The 19,543-nt window shown below is 66.4% G+C and carries 14 protein-coding genes, 1 tRNA gene and 1 pseudogene; 13 read left to right on the top strand and 3 right to left on the bottom strand.

All coding sequences use genetic code 11. The features are described from left to right. Window positions 1–186 precede the first annotated feature (186 nt). Both OG972_RS17545 and OG972_RS17540 read right to left on the bottom strand, forming a co-directional pair. Window positions 187–1,206 (bottom strand): adenosine deaminase, encoded by a 1,020-nt coding sequence (locus tag OG972_RS17545; protein WP_266982623.1) that lies wholly within the window; start codon window positions 1,204–1,206, stop codon window positions 187–189. Window positions 1,207–1,327: 121 nt separating this feature from the next. Beyond that, entirely contained in the window at window positions 1,328–2,554 is a 1,227-nt protein-coding gene (locus OG972_RS17540) for a pyridoxal phosphate-dependent aminotransferase (protein ID WP_266982621.1), read from the bottom strand. Between the two features lie 225 nt (window positions 2,555–2,779). On the opposite strand from OG972_RS17540, the gene OG972_RS17535 reads away from it, so the two are divergent. The 10 genes and pseudogenes from OG972_RS17535 to OG972_RS17490 all read left to right on the top strand — a co-directional run bounded on the left by OG972_RS17535 (window position 2,780) and on the right by OG972_RS17490 (window position 15,526). Further along, window positions 2,780–2,852, top strand: a tRNA-Trp gene (locus OG972_RS17535). A gap of 106 nt (window positions 2,853–2,958) precedes the next feature. Next, entirely contained in the window at window positions 2,959–3,246 is a 288-nt protein-coding gene (gene secE, locus OG972_RS17530; protein WP_037687986.1) for a preprotein translocase subunit SecE, read from the top strand. A 73-nt stretch (window positions 3,247–3,319) separates the two neighbouring features. Continuing rightward, window positions 3,320–4,192: a transcription termination/antitermination protein NusG gene (nusG, locus tag OG972_RS17525; RefSeq protein ID WP_266982619.1), complete on the top strand. Its 873-nt coding sequence runs from the start codon at window positions 3,320–3,322 to the stop codon at window positions 4,190–4,192. Between the two features lie 176 nt (window positions 4,193–4,368). Continuing rightward, the gene (rplK, locus tag OG972_RS17520) at window positions 4,369–4,803 is read left to right on the top strand and encodes a 50S ribosomal protein L11 (protein WP_030914099.1); all 435 of its coding nucleotides are present in this window, start codon (window positions 4,369–4,371) and stop codon (window positions 4,801–4,803) included. Between the two features lie 79 nt (window positions 4,804–4,882). Next, window positions 4,883–5,605, top strand: coding sequence for a 50S ribosomal protein L1 (rplA, locus tag OG972_RS17515; protein ID WP_037687990.1), 723 nt, complete (start codon window positions 4,883–4,885; stop codon window positions 5,603–5,605). Window positions 5,606–5,908: 303 nt separating this feature from the next. Next, window positions 5,909–6,139 (top strand): annotated as a pseudogene (locus OG972_RS17510) (hypothetical protein); the annotation flags it as partial. Between the two features lie 275 nt (window positions 6,140–6,414). Then, complete coding sequence (rplJ, locus tag OG972_RS17505) at window positions 6,415–6,975, top strand: 50S ribosomal protein L10 (protein WP_037687992.1); 561 nt, start codon at window positions 6,415–6,417, stop codon at window positions 6,973–6,975. An 85-nt stretch (window positions 6,976–7,060) separates the two neighbouring features. Beyond that, window positions 7,061–7,444, top strand: a complete 384-nt coding sequence (rplL, locus tag OG972_RS17500) for a 50S ribosomal protein L7/L12 (protein ID WP_266982616.1) — start codon at window positions 7,061–7,063, stop codon at window positions 7,442–7,444. A gap of 598 nt (window positions 7,445–8,042) precedes the next feature. Next, window positions 8,043–11,528 carry a DNA-directed RNA polymerase subunit beta gene (rpoB, locus tag OG972_RS17495; RefSeq protein ID WP_266982614.1) on the top strand — a complete coding sequence of 1,162 codons (3,486 nt, stop codon included), beginning with the start codon at window positions 8,043–8,045 and terminating at the stop codon, window positions 11,526–11,528. Between the two features lie 98 nt (window positions 11,529–11,626). After that, window positions 11,627–15,526: a DNA-directed RNA polymerase subunit beta' gene (locus tag OG972_RS17490; RefSeq protein WP_266982612.1), complete on the top strand. Its 3,900-nt coding sequence runs from the start codon at window positions 11,627–11,629 to the stop codon at window positions 15,524–15,526. A gap of 233 nt (window positions 15,527–15,759) precedes the next feature. Here OG972_RS17490 and OG972_RS17485 read toward each other — a convergent pair whose 3' ends face one another. Continuing rightward, entirely contained in the window at window positions 15,760–15,891 is a 132-nt protein-coding gene (locus OG972_RS17485; protein WP_266982610.1) for a hypothetical protein, read from the bottom strand. A gap of 480 nt (window positions 15,892–16,371) precedes the next feature. On the opposite strand from OG972_RS17485, the gene rpsL reads away from it, so the two are divergent. From rpsL to fusA, 3 genes are read left to right on the top strand one after another with little or no spacing between them, the layout of a single operon-like run. Beyond that, window positions 16,372–16,743 carry a 30S ribosomal protein S12 gene (gene rpsL, locus OG972_RS17480; RefSeq protein ID WP_003948652.1) on the top strand — a complete coding sequence of 124 codons (372 nt, stop codon included), beginning with the start codon at window positions 16,372–16,374 and terminating at the stop codon, window positions 16,741–16,743. Between the two features lie 2 nt (window positions 16,744–16,745). Further along, window positions 16,746–17,216, top strand: coding sequence for a 30S ribosomal protein S7 (gene rpsG / locus OG972_RS17475; RefSeq protein WP_030977935.1), 471 nt, complete (start codon window positions 16,746–16,748; stop codon window positions 17,214–17,216). 38 nt (window positions 17,217–17,254) lie between these two features. Beyond that, complete coding sequence (fusA, locus tag OG972_RS17470) at window positions 17,255–19,384, top strand: elongation factor G (protein WP_030914122.1); 2,130 nt, start codon at window positions 17,255–17,257, stop codon at window positions 19,382–19,384. Window positions 19,385–19,543 lie beyond the last annotated feature (159 nt).

Here is a 19,543-nt window from a genome sequence, read left to right as displayed (position 1 = left end):
CCTCGCTGCGTTGTCGGAACGCCTGAATACGCCCCATATGAGGACGCTCCTCCGCCTTGCGATGCACCGCATCCGATGCGGGTGCCCTGCTCCGCCGGCTCCAGGGCGGCGCGCTCGGCATCGGTCCGAACGAAAATGCCGGCCGGGTCCCGCGGTGAGCCTGTCTTCTTCCCGGCCGTCGCGCTGTCAGGCCGGCTTCGCCAGCCAGTCGTCGATCCCGCCGAGGAGCCGCTCCCGTACGTCGGACGGCGCCGCCGACCCCCGTACCGACTGCCGCGCCAGCTCCGCCAGCTCCTCGTCCGTGAACGCGTGGTGGCGGCGTACGAGTTCGTACTGCGCGGCCAGCCGGGAGCCGAAGAGCAGCGGGTCGTCCGCGCCGAGCGCCATCGGCACCCCGGCCTCGAACAGAGTGCGCAAGGGTACGTCCGACGGCTTCTCGTAGACGCCCAGTGCGACGTTCGACGCAGGGCACACCTCGCAGGTCACCCCGCGCTCCGCCAGTCTGCGCAGCAGCCGCGGGTCCTCGGCGGCCCGTACGCCGTGGCCGATCCGGGCCGCGTAGAGGTCGTCCACGCAGTCCCGCACGCTCGACGGGCCGGCCAGCTCCCCGCCGTGCGGGGCCGCCAGCAGGCCGCCCTCCCTGGCGATGGCGAAGGCCCGGTCGAAGTCGCGCGCCATTCCGCGCCGCTCGTCGTTGGAGAGCCCGAAGCCGACGACGCCCCGGTGCGCGTAGCGGACCGCGAGCCGTGCCAGAGTCCGCGCGTCCAGCGGGTGCTTCATCCGGTTCGCGGCGATCACCACCCGCATCCCGAGGCCGGTCTCGCGGGCGGCGGCGTCCACCGCGTCCAGAATGATCTCGATCGCCGGGATCAGCCCGCCGAGCAGCGGGGCGTACGAGGTGGGGTCGACCTGGATCTCCAGCCAGCCGGAGCCGTCGGCGACGTCCTCCTGGGCCGTCTCGCGCACCAGTCGCTGGATGTCCTCCGGCGCCCGCAGACAGGACCGGGCGATGTCGTAGAGCCGCTGGAAGCGGAACCAGCCGCGCTCGTCGGTGGCCCGCAGCTGGGGCGGTTCGCCGCCGGTCAGTGCCTCCGGCAGGCGTACGCCGTACTTGTCGGCGAGTTCGAGCAGTGTCGTGGGCCGCATCGACCCGGTGAAATGCAAATGCAGATGGGCCTTGGGCAACAGCCGTACATCACGCTCCATTCGAAGATCCTGCCGCACCCGCGGGTCCTCGCGGTAGCCGGTTTCCCCATCGAGTCGATCCCCGAACAAAGAAATGACCCCCGGCCGCGGCCGGGGGTCACAGGGGCGGGATCCGGGACGGTCAGTCCTTCGCCTCGCCCAGCAGCTTCTGGAGCCGCGACACGCCCTCGACGAGGTCCTCGTCGCCCAGCGCGTACGACAGCCGCAGGTAGCCCGGTGTGCCGAAGGCCTCGCCCGGAACGACCGCGACCTCGGCCTCATCCAGGATCAGCGCGGCCAGCTCGACCGAGGTGGCCGGGCGCTTGCCGCGGATCTCCTTGCCGAGCAGCGCCTTCACCGACGGGTAGGCGTAGAACGCGCCCTCGGGCTCCGGGCACAGCACGCCGTCGATCTCGTTCAGCATCCGCACGATGGTCTGACGACGGCGGTCGAAGGCGGTCCGCATCTCGGCGACCGCGTCCAGGTTCCCGGAGACGGCGGCCAGCGCGGCGATCTGAGCGACGTTGGAGACGTTGGACGTGGCGTGCGACTGCAGGTTGGTCGCGGCCTTGACGACGTCCTTCGGGCCGATGAGCCAGCCCACGCGCCAGCCGGTCATCGCGTACGTCTTGGCGACACCGTTGACCACGATGCACTTCTCGCGCAGGGCGGGCACGAGCGCCGGCAGCGAGGTGAACTTCGCGGTGCCGTAGACCAGGTGCTCGTAGATCTCGTCGGTCAGCACCCACAGGCCGTGCTCGACGGCCCACTCGCCGATCGCCTTGGCGTCGGCCTCGCTGTACACCGCACCGGTCGGGTTCGACGGGGAGACGAACAGGACGACCTTCGTACGCTCGGTGCGCGCCGCCTCCAGCTGCTCGACGGAGACCCGGTAGCCGGTGGTCTCGTCGGCCACGACCTCCACCGGGACACCGCCGGCGAGACGGATCGACTCGGGGTAGGTGGTCCAGTACGGCGCCGGGACGATGACCTCGTCGCCCGGGTCGAGGATCGCGGCGAACGCCTCGTAGATGGCCTGCTTGCCGCCGTTGGTCACCAGGATCTGGGAGGCGTCGACCTCGTAACCGGAGTCGCGCAGCGTCTTCTCCGCAATGGCGGCCTTGAGCTCGGGGAGCCCGCCGGCGGGGGTGTAGCGGTGGTACTTCGGGTTGCGGCAGGCCTCGACCGCGGCGTCGACGATGTAGCCGGGGGTCGGGAAGTCGGGCTCGCCGGCACCGAAGCCGATCACCGGGCGGCCGGCGGCCTTGAGGGCCTTGGCCTTGGCGTCGACGGCGAGGGTGGCGGACTCGGAAATTGCACCGATGCGGGCGGAGACCCGGCGCTCGGAGGGAGAAGTTGCAGCGCTCATGGGCCCCATCGTCCCAGACCCCGATCCCCGTGGGCACACGGGTTTCAGGGACCGGACAGGACTCGGACAGCATGCGGACAACATGCGGCCAGGAGTTGTCGGGAGCTGTCTGTTCGACGCCGGGCCGCTGAGCACGTACACTCACCTGTCGTTGGCCTTCACCAGCCACACCGTTGCTGCACCCGGGTTACCGGGAAAGATGCGGTAGGTTGGTGGAAACCACAAAGGGTCGTAGCTCAATTGGTAGAGCACTGGTCTCCAAAACCAGCGGTTGGGGGTTCAAGTCCCTCCGGCCCTGCTACACACTCCTTCGCCAGGATGTGTGCGCATGTACGTACTTCAATGCACCGCCGTGCGGCTCCACCGGGCGCGGCACGGCCATGACCCGGAATCAGGTGAGAAGCGTGACGGACGCCGTGGGCTCCATCGACATGCCTGATGCTGAGGATGAAGTGCCCGAGTCGAAGAAGAAGACTCGGAAGGGCGGCAAGCGCGGCAAGAAGGGTCCTCTGGGCCGCCTCGCGCTGTTCTACCGCCAGATCATCGCCGAGTTGCGCAAGGTTGTCTGGCCGACTCGCAACCAGCTCACGACGTACACGTCCGTGGTGATCGTATTCGTCGTCGTCATGATCGGTCTTGTGACCGTGATTGACTTCGGGTTCCAGCGGGTCATCAAGTACGTCTTCGGCTGATCCCGCGGAGGGCGCCCCAAGGGCGCCCCTTTCGCATGTTCCACCCATTTGTATCCAGGAAGAAGCAGCCACCGTGTCTGACCCGAACCTGAACGACGCCGTCGACGCGACGGCGGGCGACGTCGAGTCCGCCGAGGACGAGTTCGAGATCGTCGAGGCGGCGGACGCTGTGGAGCCGGACCAGGCCGAAGCCGACGAGGCCGCCGAGCAGGTCGCCCTGCACGTCGAGGACGAGACCGACTCCGAGGACGAGACCGACTCCGAGGACGAGGACAGCGCGTCCGAGGGCGACGAGGAGGCCGAGGAAGAGGCCGAGCCGGCCGCTCCCGTCGACGCCGTCACCGCGCTCCGTGACGAGCTCCGCGGTCTCCCCGGTGAGTGGTACGTCATCCACACCTACGCCGGTTACGAGAAGCGTGTGAAGGCCAACCTGGAGCAGCGCGCCGTCTCGCTCAACGTCGAGGAGTTCATCTACCAGGCCGAGGTGCCCGAGGAAGAGATCGTCCAGATCAAGAACGGCGAACGGAAGAACGTCCGTCAGAACAAGCTCCCGGGTTACGTCCTGGTGCGCATGGACCTGACGAACGAGTCCTGGGGCGTCGTCCGCAACACGCCCGGCGTGACCGGCTTCGTGGGCAACGCCTACGACCCGTACCCGCTGACCCTGGACGAGATCGTCAAGATGCTCGCCCCGGAGGCCGAGGAGAAGGCCGCCCGCGAGGCCGCGGAGGCCGAGGGCAAGCCGGTTCCGTCCCGCAAGGTCGAGGTCCAGGTGCTGGACTTCGAGGTGGGCGACTCCGTCACCGTCACCGACGGCCCGTTCGCGACGCTGCAGGCGACGATCAACGAGATCAACGCCGACTCGAAGAAGGTCAAGGGTCTCGTCGAGATCTTCGGCCGCGAGACCCCGGTCGAGCTCAGCTTCGACCAGATCCAGAAGAACTAGCGGTTTCCGCCGACTCCTGGACACATGCCTACCCGAGCAGGTCAGAGAGGCTTCGCAGCTTCTCTGACCTGCTCGGTTTTTGGTCGCGCAGCTATACCCGTTATCGTTGTGCGGTATGCCTGCATCCGGATGACCGGATGACGGCGAAAAACTCTCACTAGGACCCGGAGAGAGCAATGCCTCCCAAGAAGAAGAAGGTCACGGGGCTTATCAAGCTCCAGATCAACGCCGGTGCGGCCAACCCGGCCCCGCCGGTCGGCCCCGCGCTCGGCCAGCACGGCGTCAACATCATGGAGTTCTGCAAGGCCTACAACGCCGCGACCGAGTCGCAGCGTGGCATGGTCGTGCCGGTGGAGATCACGGTCTACGAGGACCGCTCCTTCACCTTCGTGACGAAGACCCCGCCGGCTGCCAAGCTCATCCTCAAGGCCGCAGGTGTGGACAAGGGCTCCGGCGAGCCGCACAAGACCAAGGTCGCGAAGCTCACGAGCGCCCAGGTCCGCGAGATCGCCACGGTCAAGCTGCCCGACCTGAACGCCAACGACCTGGACGCCGCGTCGAAGATCATCGCCGGCACCGCCCGTTCGATGGGCATCACGGTCGAGGGCTGATCAGCCCCGTAGTCCTTCAGTGGCAGGGCCAAGCGCTGGCCCGTACCACGCCTCCATACCTGAAACCACAGGAGCAGAAGTGAAGCGCAGCAAGAACCTCCGCGCTGCGGACGCCAAGGTCGACCGGGAGCGGAACTACGCCCCCCTCGAGGCCGTCCGTCTCGCCAAGGACACCGCCACCACGAAGTTCGACGGCACCGTCGAGGTCGCGTTCTGCCTGGGTGTAGACCCGCGCAAGGCCGACCAGATGGTCCGTGGCACCGTGAACCTCCCGCACGGCACCGGCAAGACCGCCCGGGTCCTGGTCTTCGCGACCGGTGACCGTGCTGCGGCCGCGGAAGCCGCGGGCGCCGACATCGTCGGCGCCGACGAGCTCATCGACGAGGTGGCGAAGGGCCGTCTGGACTTCGACGCCGTCGTCGCCACTCCGGACCTCATGGGCAAGGTCGGCCGTCTCGGCCGCGTGCTCGGTCCGCGTGGTCTGATGCCGAACCCGAAGACCGGTACGGTCACCCCCGATGTCGCGAAGGCTGTCAACGACATCAAGGGCGGCAAGATCGAGTTCCGCGTCGACAAGCACTCGAACCTGCACTTCATCATCGGCAAGGTCTCCTTCGATGACACGAAGCTGGTCGAGAACTACGCCGCGGCGCTGGAGGAGATCCTCCGTCTGAAGCCGTCCGCCGCCAAGGGCCGCTACATCAAGAAGGCCACCCTGGCCACCACGATGGGCCCCGGCATCCCGCTGGACGCCAACCGCACCCGTAACCTCCTCGTCGAGGAGGACCCGGCCGCCGTCTGAGCCTCCGCGCTCGTACGAAAGCCGTGTCACGTGTGACATTGACGGGCCCCGCAACCTTTCGAGGTGCGGGGCCCGTCCTCGTGTCCGTACGTACGAGCAGCTGTCCGGCCCCGCGCCGGTACGGGGCGACAGTGCGACGAGGGGGGAACGGACATGAGGACAAGTACCGTGCGGCGCGTGGGACTGTCGACGCGGTGGCAGACGCGGTGGCAGCGGCGCTGACATCGGTCGCGGCCTGTGGCGCAGGGGACGACGCCGGCGGCGGGAAGAGCGGGGACCGCGGCAACGGCCTGTGTGCGTGTCGATCCGATCGCCGCCGTCAAGAAGCAGCTCAGCGGCGCGGGCATCGCGACGGAGAAGGTCGACATCTGGGTCGACAAGAACGACCTGCTGGTGAAGAAGACCGAGCGCGGCCGGATGAAGACCGGAGAGCTGGATCGGGCGGTGTTCTGCAGCGACTACGGCACCCGGGTCACGGTCGACTTCCAGAAGCTCGTGGAGCAGCAGCAGGGCAGCACCGCGGGCGCGTCTTAAACCTCCCGCACCGCCCGAACCGGGACGGATTTGCTCGGCGCGACCCCGGTCGCGTACTCTCCTACAGAAGCCAAAGACCGCTGGTCGTTGCTGCGCTCTCGCAAGGGGGAGCAGTGACCGAAGGATCCGTTGAGTGCGGACGACCTGCGCAGGTGACTGTGGAAAGCTCCCGGACTCTGTCCGGTCGAGCTGCGCCCTGGCACTTGTGCCGGGGCGTTTCGTCTTTCCCGGCCCCTTCTGAGCGGTCCTCATCACCCGGAAGGAGGCCGACGCTCATGGCAAGGCCCGACAAGGCTGCCGCGGTAGCCGAGCTCGCGGACCAGTTCCGCAGCTCGAACGCCGCTGTGCTGACCGAGTACCGGGGTCTCACCGTGGCACAGCTCAAGGAGCTGCGCCGTTCGCTCGGTGAGAACGCCCAGTACGCCGTGGTGAAGAACACGCTGACCAAGATTGCGGCCAACGAGGCCGGGATCGACACGCTGGACGACCTGTTCGCAGGTCCGACGGCGGTTGCCTTCGTCACCGGTGACCCGGTGGAGTCGGCGAAGGGTCTTCGTGACTTCGCCAAGGACAACCCGAACCTCATCATCAAGGGCGGTGTCCTTGACGGTAAGGCGCTGTCCGCCGATGAGATCAAGAAGCTTGCGGACCTCGAGTCCCGCGAGGTTCTGCTCGCCAAGGTGGCCGGTGGAATCAAGGCGTCGATGGCCAAGGCCGCGGCGACGTTCCAGGCCCCGCTGTCGGAGTTCGTCCGCACTGCGGACGCCCTTCGCGCCAAGGTCGAGCAGGGCGGTGCCGGTACGCCGGCTCCCGCCGACGCCGAGGTGGCGGAGTAACACTCCGCCCCACGGCTCGCAGCGGGCCCGTACGCCCGCCTTCATATACACCCGGCACCTGCCGACTTAGTGGAAGGACGCCATCATGGCGAAGCTGTCCCAGGACGAGCTGCTCGAGCAGTTCGAGACCCTGACCCTCATCGAGCTCTCCGAGTTCGTCAAGGCGTTCGAGGAGAAGTTCGACGTCAAGGCTGCCGCTCCGGTCGCCGTTGCCGCCGCCGGTGGCGCTGCTGCCGCCACCGAGGCCGTCGAGGAGCAGGACGAGTTCGACGTCATCCTCACCGGCGCCGGCGAGAAGAAGATCCAGGTCATCAAGGTCGTGCGCGAGCTGACCTCCCTGGGTCTGAAGGAGGCCAAGGACCTCGTCGACGGCACCCCGAAGCCGGTCCTCGAGAAGGTCGCGAAGGAGGCCGCCGAGAAGGCTGCCGAGTCCCTCAAGGCCGCTGGCGCCTCGGTCGAGGTCAAGTGACCCTGCGAGTCTTCTGACTCGTCTGGACTGCTCGTGCCGCACGGCACGGACGTCACATCGCCAAGGGCGACCACCCGTACGGGTGGTCGCCCTTCGGCGTACCCGAGACGGTTGCCTTGCTCTTCCGTGGTTGACGAGTATGGTGATCTTCGCCGTACGCCTCTCGGGGCCGTCGGCCGATGCCGAGATGCGGCGGGTGACGGTCTCGGGGGCCCTGTCCTGGCAGGGGGGCCTTGACGAACCGCACGCGGCGCGCAATTCTCAGGACGCGTCGTCACATCGATCCGAATCCGAGGCATGGATCGGTGACGAAGAGGGCAGTAAAGAAGAGCGCGTTCCGCGCGAGGGCGATTCATAGGTGTTGAGAACAGCTGTTGCGAGCTACAAGGGTCTCTGAGAACCCGGACTGGACATCAGTGTGCCGTTTGGCTACACTGACCCTTTGCGCTGCCTGTTAGCTGCCTCCTGCCCGTCACCAGGGGCATGCCCACGCTTGAGCACCGATGGCCGATCCTCCCTGACCTGGGATTTCTGTCTCCGTGTCCAACTTGGGACCGGTACGCGCGTAGTGAGTCCGAGCCCTCGGAAGGACCCCCTCTTGGCCGCCTCGCGCAACGCCTCGACCGCGAATACGAACAACGGTGCCAGCACCGCCCCGCTGCGCATCTCTTTTGCAAAGATCAAGGAGCCCCTCGAGGTTCCGAACCTCCTCGCGCTGCAGACCGAGAGCTTTGACTGGCTCCTCGGCAATGCCGCCTGGAAGGCTCGCGTCGAGGCTGCTCTGGACAGTGGACAAGACGTCCCCACCAAGTCCGGCCTGGAGGAAATCTTCGAGGAGATTTCACCGATCGAGGACTTCTCCGGGTCGATGTCGCTTACGTTCCGCGACCATCGCTTCGAGCCCCCGAAGAACTCGATCGACGAGTGCAAGGAGCGCGACTTCACGTTCGGCGCCCCGCTCTTCGTCACGGCCGAGTTCACCAACAACGAGACCGGCGAGATCAAGTCCCAGACGGTCTTCATGGGCGACTTCCCGCTCATGACCAACAAGGGCACCTTCGTCATCAACGGCACCGAGCGTGTCGTCGTGTCGCAGCTCGTCCGCTCGCCGGGTGTCTACTTCGACTCCTCCATCGACAAGACGTCCGACAAGGACATCTTCTCCGCCAAGATCATCCCGTCCCGGGGTGCCTGGCTCGAGATGGAGATCGACAAGCGCGACATGGTCGGTGTCCGCATCGACCGCAAGCGCAAGCAGTCCGTGACCGTTCTCCTGAAGGCTCTCGGTTGGACCACCGAGCAGATCCTCGAGGAGTTCGGCGAGTACGAGTCCATGCGTGCCACCCTGGAGAAGGACCACACCCAGGGCCAGGACGACGCGCTGCTCGACATCTACCGCAAGCTGCGCCCGGGCGAGCCGCCCACCCGCGAGGCTGCTCAGACGCTGCTCGAGAACCTCTACTTCAACCCGAAGCGCTACGACCTCGCGAAGGTCGGACGCTACAAGGTGAACAAGAAGCTCGGCGCCGATGAGCCGCTGGACGCCGGGGTGCTCACCACCGACGACGTCATCGCGACCATCAAGTACCTGGTCAAGCTGCACGCCGGGGAGACCGAGACGGTCGGCGAGTCCGGCCGGACGATCGTCGTAGAGACCGACGACATCGACCACTTCGGCAACCGCCGTCTGCGCAACGTCGGCGAGCTCATCCAGAACCAGGTCCGTACGGGTCTCGCCCGTATGGAGCGCGTCGTGCGTGAGCGCATGACGACCCAGGACGTCGAGGCGATCACGCCGCAGACCCTGATCAACATCCGGCCGGTCGTCGCCTCCATCAAGGAGTTCTTCGGCACCAGCCAGCTGTCGCAGTTCATGGACCAGAACAACCCGCTGTCGGGTCTCACCCACAAGCGCCGTCTGTCGGCACTTGGCCCGGGTGGTCTCTCCCGTGAGCGGGCCGGCTTCGAGGTCCGTGACGTGCACCCGTCCCACTACGGACGCATGTGCCCGATCGAGACCCCTGAAGGTCCGAACATCGGTCTGATCGGTTCGCTCGCCTCGTACGGACGTGTCAACGCGTTCGGCTTCATCGAGACGCCGTACCGCAAGGTCGTCGACGGCCAGGTCACCGACGAGGTCGACTACATCACGGCCGACGAGGAAGACCGTTACGTCATCGCCCAGGCGAACGCGACCCTCTCCGAGGACATGCGGTTCACCGAGCCCCGCGTCCTGGTCCGCCGTCGTGGCGGAGAGGTCGACTACATCCCGGGCGACGACGTCGACTACATGGACGTCTCGCCGCGCCAGATGGTGTCCGTCGCCACCGCGATGATCCCCTTCCTGGAGCACGACGACGCCAACCGTGCCCTCATGGGCGCGAACATGATGCGTCAGGCGGTGCCGCTGATCAAGTCGGAGGCTCCGCTCGTCGGCACGGGCATGGAGTACCGCTGCGCCACCGACGCCGGTGACGTCCTGAAGGCCGAGAAGGACGGTGTCGTCCAGGAGGTCTCCGCGGACTACATCACCGTCACCAACGACGACGGCACGTACACCACGTACCGCATCGCCAAGTTCTCGCGCTCCAACCAGGGCACCTCGGTCAACCAGAAGGTCGTCGTCTCCGAGGGCGACCGGGTCATCGAGGGCCAGGTCCTCGCCGACGGGCCGGCCACCGAGAACGGTGAGATGGCGCTCGGCAAGAACCTGCTCGTGGCGTTCATGCCGTGGGAGGGTCACAACTACGAGGACGCGATCATCCTGTCGCAGCGCCTCGTGCAGGACGACGTCCTCTCCTCGATCCACATCGAGGAGCACGAGGTCGACGCCCGTGACACCAAGCTCGGCCCGGAGGAGATCACCCGGGACATCCCGAACGTCTCCGAAGAGGTCCTCGCCGACCTCGACGAGCGCGGCATCATCCGTATCGGTGCCGAGGTCGTCGCCGGTGACATCCTCGTCGGCAAGGTCACGCCCAAGGGTGAGACCGAGCTGACCCCCGAGGAGCGCCTGCTCCGTGCGATCTTCGGTGAGAAGGCGCGCGAGGTGCGCGACACCTCGCTGAAGGTGCCGCACGGTGAGATCGGCAAGGTCATCGGCGTCCGCGTCTTCGACCGCGAAGAGGGCGACGAGCTGCCGCCGGGCGTGAACCAGCTGGTCCGCGTCTACGTCGCGCAGAAGCGCAAGATCACCGATGGTGACAAGCTCGCCGGCCGTCACGGCAACAAGGGCGTCATCTCGAAGATCCTCCCGATCGAGGACATGCCGTTCCTGGAGGACGGCACCCCGGTCGACATCATCCTCAACCCGCTGGGTGTCCCGTCCCGAATGAACCCGGGACAGGTCCTGGAGATCCACCTCGGCTGGCTCGCCAGCCGCGGCTGGGACGTCTCCGGCCTCGGTGATGAGTGGGCCAAGCGCCTGCAGGCCATCGGCGCCGACCAGGTCGCCCCCGGCACCAACGTCGCCACGCCCGTCTTCGACGGTGCGCGCGAGGACGAGATCTCCGGTCTCTTCGAGGCCACGATCCCGAACCGCGACGGCGACCGCCTGGTCCAGCCCTCGGGCAAGGCCAAGCTGTTCGACGGCCGCTCCGGTGAGCCGTTCCCGGACCCGGTTTCGGTCGGGTACATGTACATCCTCAAGCTCCACCACCTCGTCGACGACAAGCTGCACGCTCGCTCGACGGGGCCGTACTCCATGATCACCCAGCAGCCGCTGGGTGGTAAGGCTCAGTTCGGTGGACAGCGCTTCGGTGAGATGGAGGTGTGGGCGCTGGAGGCATATGGCGCCGCTTACGCCCTCCAGGAGCTGTTGACGATCAAGTCCGACGACGTGACCGGCCGCGTGAAGGTCTACGAGGCCATCGTCAAGGGCGAGAACATCCCCGAGCCGGGCATTCCCGAGTCCTTCAAGGTGCTCATCAAGGAAATGCAGTCGCTCTGCCTCAACGTGGAGGTGCTCTCCTCGGACGGCATGTCCATCGAGATGCGCGACACGGACGAGGACGTCTTCCGCGCGGCGGAGGAGCTCGGTATCGACCTGTCCCGGCGCGAGCCGAGCAGCGTCGAAGAGGTCTGACGGGCTGGTCGGCCGCCCTGCTCAGGGGCGGCCGGCTCTCCCCGGACCCGTTCAGACCATTGATTGAGACTCGACCCCGAAAGAGGGATTGACGACAAGTGCTCGACGTCAACTTCTTCGACGAGCTGCGGATCGGCCTTGCCACCGCGGACGACATCCGGACCTGGTCGCACGGCGAAGTGAAGAAGCCGGAGACCATCAACTACCGCACGCTCAAGCCCGAAAAGGACGGACTCTTCTGCGAGAAGATCTTCGGTCCGACCCGGGACTGGGAGTGCTACTGCGGCAAGTACAAGCGTGTCCGCTTCAAGGGCATCATCTGTGAGCGTTGTGGCGTGGAGGTCACGCGCGCCAAGGTGCGTCGTGAGCGCATGGGCCACATCGAGCTTGCCGCTCCCGTCACCCACATCTGGTACTTCAAGGGCGTCCCGTCGCGCCTCGGCTACCTGCTTGATCTCGCGCCGAAGGACCTCGAAAAGGTCATCTACTTCGCCGCGTACATGATCACGTTCGTGGACGAGGAGCGCCGTACGCGTGACCTGCCCTCGCTGGAGGCGCACGTCTCCGTCGAGCGTCAGCAGGTCGAGAACCGTCGCGACTCCGACCTGGAGGCCCGCGCCAAGAAGCTCGAGACCGACCTGGCCGAGCTCGAGGCCGAGGGCGCCAAGGCCGACGTGCGCCGCAAGGTGCGCGAAGGTGCCGAGCGTGAGATGAAGCAGCTGCGCGACCGTGCGCAGCGCGAGATCGACCGTCTCGACGAGGTGTGGAACCGCTTCAAGAACCTCAAGGTCCAGGACCTCGAGGGCGACGAGCTGCTCTACCGCGAACTCCGTGACCGCTTCGGCACGTACTTCGACGGCTCCATGGGTGCCGCTGCCCTGCAGAAGCGCCTGGAGTCCTTCGACCTCGACGAGGAGGCCGAGCGCCTCCGCGAGATCATCCGTACCGGCAAGGGCCAGAAGAAGACCCGTGCGCTCAAGCGCCTCAAGGTCGTCTCCGCGTTCCTGCAGACCAGCAACAGCCCCAAGGGCATGGTGCTCGACTGCGTGCCGGTCATCCCGCCGGACCTGCGTCCGATGGTGCAGCTGGACGGTGGCCGCTTCGCGACCTCCGACCTGAACGACCTGTACCGCCGTGTGATCAACCGCAACAACCGCCTCAAGCGTCTCCTTGACCTCGGTGCCCCCGAGATCATCGTGAACAACGAGAAGCGGATGCTGCAGGAGGCCGTCGACGCGCTGTTCGACAACGGCCGCCGTGGTCGCCCGGTCACCGGTCCGGGCAACCGCCCGCTGAAGTCCCTGAGCGACATGCTCAAGGGCAAGCAGGGTCGTTTCCGTCAGAACCTTCTCGGTAAGCGTGTGGACTACTCCGCGCGTTCCGTGATCGTCGTCGGTCCGCAGCTGAAGCTGCACCAGTGCGGTCTGCCGAAGGCGATGGCGCTGGAGCTCTTCAAGCCGTTCGTGATGAAGCGCCTGGTCGACCTGAACCACGCGCAGAACATCAAGTCGGCCAAGCGCATGGTCGAGCGCGGCCGCACCGTGGTGTACGACGTCCTCGAAGAGGTCATCGCCGAGCACCCGGTGCTGCTGAACCGTGCACCGACCCTGCACCGCCTCGGCATCCAGGCCTTCGAGCCGCAGCTGGTCGAGGGCAAGGCCATCCAGATCCACCCGCTCGTCTGCACCGCGTTCAACGCGGACTTCGACGGTGACCAGATGGCCGTGCACCTGCCGCTCTCCGCGGAGGCGCAGGCCGAGGCCCGCATCCTGATGCTGTCCTCGAACAACATCCTGAAGCCGGCCGACGGTCGTCCCGTCACCATGCCGACCCAGGACATGGTGCTGGGCCTGTTCTTCCTCACCACGGACGAGGAGGAGCGCAAGGTCATCGGCCAGGGCCGTTCCTTCGGTTCCACGGCCGAGGCGATCATGGCCTTCGACGCCGGCGAGCTGTCGCTCCAGGCGCAGGTCGACATCCGCTTCCCGGTGGGCACCATCCCGCCGCGTGGCTGGGTGCCGCCGGTCGCCGAGGAGGGCGAGCAGGAGTACCAGCAGGGCGACACGTTCCGGCTGCGTACGTCCCTGGGCCGCGCGCTCTTCAACGAGCTGCTGCCCGAGGACTACCCGTTCGTCGACTACTCGGTGGGCAAGAAGCAGCTCTCCGAGATCGTCAACGACCTGGCCGAGCGCTACCCCAAGGTCATCGTGGCGGCGACGCTCGACAACCTGAAGGCGGCCGGTTTCCACTGGGCGACCCGCTCGGGTGTCACCGTGGCCATCTCCGACGTCGTCGTGCCCGAGGCCAAGAAGGCCATCGTCGCGGGTTACGAGGCTCAGGACGAGAAGGTCCAGAAGCAGTACGAGCGCGGTCTGATCACCAAGGACGAGCGCACGCAGGAGCTCATCGCGATCTGGACCAAGGCGACCAACGAGGTTGCCGAGGCGATGAACGCGAACTTCCCGCGGACGAACCCCATCTTCATGATGGTTGACTCGGGTGCCCGAGGAAACATGATGCAGATGCGTCAGATCGCCGGTATGCGTGGTCTGGTGTCCAACGCCAAGAACGAGACCATCCCGCGTCCGATCAAGGCGTCCTTCCGTGAGGGCCTCACCGTTCTGGAGTACTTCATCTCCACGCACGGTGCCCGTAAGGGTCTGGCGGACACCGCCCTGCGTACCGCCGACTCGGGTTACCTGACCCGTCGTCTGGTGGACGTCTCGCAGGACGTGATCATTCGCGAGGAGGACTGCGGCACCGACCGTGGCCTCAAGCTGAAGATCGCCGTCAAGGGTGCGGACGGTGTGCTCCGCAAGACGGAGGACGTCGAGACCTCGGTCTACGCCCGCATGCTCGCCGAGGACGTCGTCGTCGACGGCAAGGTCATCGCGCCTGCCAACGTCGACCTCGGTGACGTCCTGATCGACGCCCTGGTGGGCGCCGGCGTTGAGGAGGTCAAGACCCGTTCGGTCCTGACCTGTGAGTCCGCGGTCGGCACCTGTGCCTTCTGCTACGGACGCTCGCTCGCCACCGGCAAGCTGGTCGACATCGGTGAGGCGGTCGGCATCATCGCCGCCCAGTCCATCGGTGAGCCCGGTACCCAGCTGACGATGCGTACCTTCCACACCGGTGGTGTGGCCGGTGACGACATCACCCAGGGTCTGCCCCGTGTCGTCGAGCTCTTCGAAGCCCGTACGCCCAAGGGTGTCGCCCCGATCTCGGAGGCGGCCGGCCGCATTCGTATCGAGGAAACCGAGAAGACCAAGAAGATCGTCGTCACCCCGGACGACGGCAGCGACGAGACGCCGTTCCCGATCTCGAAGCGTGCCCGTCTGCTCGTGGGCGAGGGCGACCACGTCGAGGTGGGCCAGAAGCTCACCGTGGGTGCCACCAACCCGCACGACGTGCTGCGCATCCTCGGTCAGCGCGCGGTCCAGGTCCACCTGGTCGGCGAAGTCCAGAAGGTGTACAACTCGCAGGGCGTGTCGATCCACGACAAGCACATCGAGATCATCATCCGGCAGATGCTGCGCCGCGTGACGATCATCGAGTCCGGCGACGCGGAGCTGCTGCCGGGCGAGCTGGTCGAGCGGTCGAAGTTCGAGACCGAGAACCGTCGTGTGGTCACCGAGGGCGGTCACCCCGCCTCCGGCCGTCCGCAGCTGATGGGTATCACCAAGGCCTCGCTCGCCACCGAGTCGTGGCTCTCGGCGGCGTCCTTCCAGGAGACGACCAGGGTTCTGACCGACGCGGCGATCAACGCCAAGTCGGACTCCCTGATCGGCCTCAAGGAGAACGTCATCATCGGTAAGCTCATCCCGGCCGGTACGGGTCTGGCCCGCTACCGCAACATCCGGGTCGAGCCGACCGAGGAGGCCAAGGCCGCGATGTACTCGGCCGTCGGCTACGACGACATCGACTACTCGCCGTTCGGCACGGGCTCCGGCCAGGCCGTTCCGCTGGAGGACTACGACTACGGTCCGTACAACCAGTAAGCGAGTCGTTCGAAGGTCTGAACGACTGGAGGGCGGTCACCCCGTTGCGTACGGGGTGACCGCCCTTCGGCGTGCGTGGGGTCGGCGTCCGGGCTGCAGACAGGGCCGCAGGTGGTGCAGCCGGGTCGTCCTGGCTCTCACCCAGGTGGATGGTGCGCAGCACCTCGGCGAGCATCGGCGCAAAGCCGAGCGCGGCGGCGAGCCGGTCGGCGCGCGAGTCGGCGCGGCGGCCATCAGGTAGGGGAGGACGAGCAGGAGCAGCAGCAGCCCGTACAGGACGGCAGATGGGTCTGCCCCCAGTCGTCCCGGTTGCTGTACTTCTCGATGTCGAGCAGCAGAATCGTGCGGCTCACAGGGGCGGTCATGCTCTGCCTCTCGGTGGGACGCCGTGCGGCAGCAGCCTGGCGCCAGGAGGCCCACTGCCGCGAGGGAAGATGGCGCACAAGAGGTGTGACGGTGTGCACAGGGCGGGCCCGGGGCGTCATGGGGTGCGCCGCGTCGGCCGGTGAGTATGTGAGGCTGATGAAAGTGACCGGGGCATGTGCGGGGAACGACTGGTTTGCACCAGGTGGTGAACGGGGCGCAACGCTCTGTTCTGCGTGTCCCGGCGGACAGCATTTGTTTTGACCGGAGTCCGTGAGGTAGGTACGCTCAGACCTTGTGCCTGGGGTGTGCCTGGGCTCGTGTGCGTGTCCTCAACCGCACGGCGAGTCCGTCAGTGGCCACCGCGATCTGTACCCCTTCTGTCCTCGGGCGGGAGTCCGCAGTATTCGACACACCCGACCGCGTGGGTCGGTGACGTTCCAGGTTAGTTTCACGAACGGCACACAGAAACCGGAGAAGTAGTGCCTACGATCCAGCAGCTGGTCCGGAAGGGCCGGCAGGACAAGGTCGAGAAGAACAAGACGCCCGCGCTTGAGGGTTCGCCCCAGCGCCGCGGCGTCTGCACGCGTGTGTTCACGACCACCCCGAAGAAGCCGAACTCGGCCCTCCGTAAGGTCGCGCGTGTGCGTCTGACCTCCGGTATCGAGGTCACGGCCTACATCCCGGGTGAGGGACACAACCTGCAGGAGCACTCCATCGTGCTCGTGCGTGGTGGCCGTGTGAAGGACCTGCCGGGTGTTCGTTACAAGATCATCCGCGGCTCCCTTGACACCCAGGGTGTCAAGAACCGCAAGCAGGCCCGCAGCCGCTACGGCGCCAAGAAGGAGAAGTAAGAATGCCTCGTAAGGGCCCCGCCCCGAAGCGCCCGGTCATCATCGACCCGGTCTACGGTTCTCCTCTTGTCACCTCGCTGATCAACAAGATCCTGCTCAACGGCAAGCGTTCCACTGCCGAGCGGATCGTGTACGGCGCCATGGAAGGCCTCCGCGAGAAGACCGGCAACGACCCGGTCATCACGCTGAAGCGCGCGCTTGAGAACGTCAAGCCCTCGCTCGAGGTCAAGTCCCGCCGTGTCGGTGGCGCCACCTACCAGGTGCCGATCGAGGTCAAGCCCGGTCGCGCCGCCACCCTCGCGCTGCGCTGGGTCGTGGGTTACTCCCGCGCCCGCCGCGAGAAGACGATGACCGAGCGCCTCATGAACGAGCTGCTCGACGCCTCCAACGGTCTTGGCGCTGCTGTCAAGAAGCGCGAGGACACCCACAAGATGGCCGAGTCCAACAAGGCCTTCGCGCACTACCGCTGGTAGTCGCTACCCACATCGAGACCGAGAGAAGATTGAGCCTTATGGCCACCACTTCGCTTGACCTGGCCAAGGTCCGCAACATTGGGATCATGGCCCACATCGACGCGGGCAAGACGACCACCACTGAGCGGATCCTCTTCTACACCGGTGTTTCTTACAAGATCGGTGAAGTCCACGACGGCGCAGCCACGATGGACTGGATGGAGCAGGAACAGGAGCGCGGCATCACGATCACGTCCGCCGCGACGACCTGCCACTGGCCGCTCAATGATGTTGACCACACCATCAACATCATCGACACCCCCGGTCACGTCGACTTCACCGTCGAGGTGGAGCGTTCGCTCCGCGTCCTCGACGGCGCTGTCACCGTGTTCGACGGTGTGGCGGGCGTCGAGCCCCAGTCCGAGACTGTCTGGCGTCAGGCGGACCGCTACGGCGTGCCGCGTATCTGCTTCGTCAACAAGCTCGACCGCACGGGTGCCGAGTTCCACCGCTGCGTCGACATGATCGTCGACCGCCTCGGTGCGGTCCCGCTCGTCATGCAGCTCCCCATCGGCGCCGAGGCCGACTTCAAGGGCGTCGTCGACCTCGTGTCGATGAAGGCCTTTGTGTGGCCGGAAGAGGCCGTCAAGGGCGAGATGTACGACACCGTCGACATCCCGGACACCCACATCGAGGCAGCTCAGGAGTGGCGCGGCAAGCTGCTCGAGGCCGTCTCCGAGAACGACGACCAGATGATGGAGCTGTACCTGGAGGGCGTCGAGCCCACCGAGGAGCAGCTGCACGAGGCGATCCGTCGGATCACCCTCGCATCGAAGGGCGGCGCGGGCTCCGTCACCGTCACCCCGGTGTTCTGTGGCACGGCGTTCAAGAACAAGGGTGTCCAGCCCCTGCTCGACGCGGTCGTCCGCTACCTGCCTTCCCCCCTGGACGTCGAGGCCATCGAGGGCCACGACGTCAAGGACCCCGAGGTTGTCGTCAAGCGCAAGCCCTCGGACGACGAGCCGTTCTCCGGCCTGGCGTTCAAGATCGCGAGCGACCCGCACCTCGGCAAGCTCACCTTCGTCCGGATCTACTCCGGTCGCCTCGAGGCCGGCACCGCGGTGCTGAACTCGGTCAAGGGCAAGAAGGAGCGCATCGGCAAGATCTACCGTATGCACGCGAACAAGCGTGAGGAGATCGCGTCGGTGGGCGCCGGTGACATCATCGCCGTCATGGGCCTGAAGCAGACCACCACCGGTGAGACGCTGTGTGACGACAAGAACCCGGTGATCCTGGAGTCCATGGACTTCCCGGCGCCGGTCATTCAGGTCGCCATCGAGCCCAAGTCCAAGGGTGACCAGGAGAAGCTGGGTGTCGCCATCCAGCGCCTCTCCGAGGAGGACCCGTCCTTCCAGGTGCACTCCGACGAGGAGACCGGCCAGACCATCATCGGTGGTATGGGCGAGCTTCACCTCGAGGTGCTCGTCGACCGCATGAAGCGCGAGTTCCGCGTCGAGGCGAACGTCGGCAAGCCGCAGGTCGCGTACCGCGAGACGATCCGCAAGGCCGTCGAGCGCATCGACTACACGCACAAGAAGCAGACTGGTGGTACCGGCCAGTTCGCGAAGGTGCAGATCGCCCTTGAGCCCATCGAGGGTGGCGACGCGTCCTACGAGTTCGTCAACAAGGTCACCGGTGGCCGCATCCCCCGTGAGTACATTCCCTCGGTGGACGCGGGTGCTCAGGAAGCCATGCAGTTCGGCATCCTGGCCGGTTACGAGATGGTCGGCGTCCGCGTCACCCTTCTCGACGGTGGCTACCACGAGGTCGACTCCTCCGAGCTCGCCTTCAAGATCGCCGGTTCGCAGGCGTTCAAGGAGGGTGCCCGCAAGGCGTCCCCCGTGCTTCTCGAGCCGATGATGGCCGTCGAGGTCACCACGCCCGAGGACTACATGGGTGATGTGATCGGCGACCTCAACTCCCGCCGTGGCCAGATCCAGGCCATGGAGGAGCGCAGCGGCGCTCGCGTCGTGAAGGGCCTCGTGCCCCTCTCGGAGATGTTCGGCTACGTCGGAGACCTCCGCAGCAAGACCTCGGGTCGCGCAAGCTACTCGATGCAGTTCGACTCCTACGCCGAGGTTCCGCGGAACGTCGCCGAGGAGATCATCGCGAAGGCCAAGGGCGAGTAACTCTCCCGAGCTCACGCTTTAGGCTTGTCACCGGAGCCTGGTGGGGCATTCGTCGCAGAGCGCAAGCAATGCGGTGAATGCCCCCGGCCCCGGCATCCCAGCAAAGATCACCTGGCGCCGATGAAGCAAGGCGTACAGAACCACTCCACAGGAGGACCC

This window comes from Streptomyces sp. NBC_01669, from assembly GCF_026339735.1.
Classification (GTDB): domain Bacteria; phylum Actinomycetota; class Actinomycetes; order Streptomycetales; family Streptomycetaceae; genus Streptomyces; species Streptomyces yanii.
The sequence above is the reverse complement of the archived record's forward strand: the minus strand, read 5'-3'. Positions and strand labels throughout refer to the sequence as shown.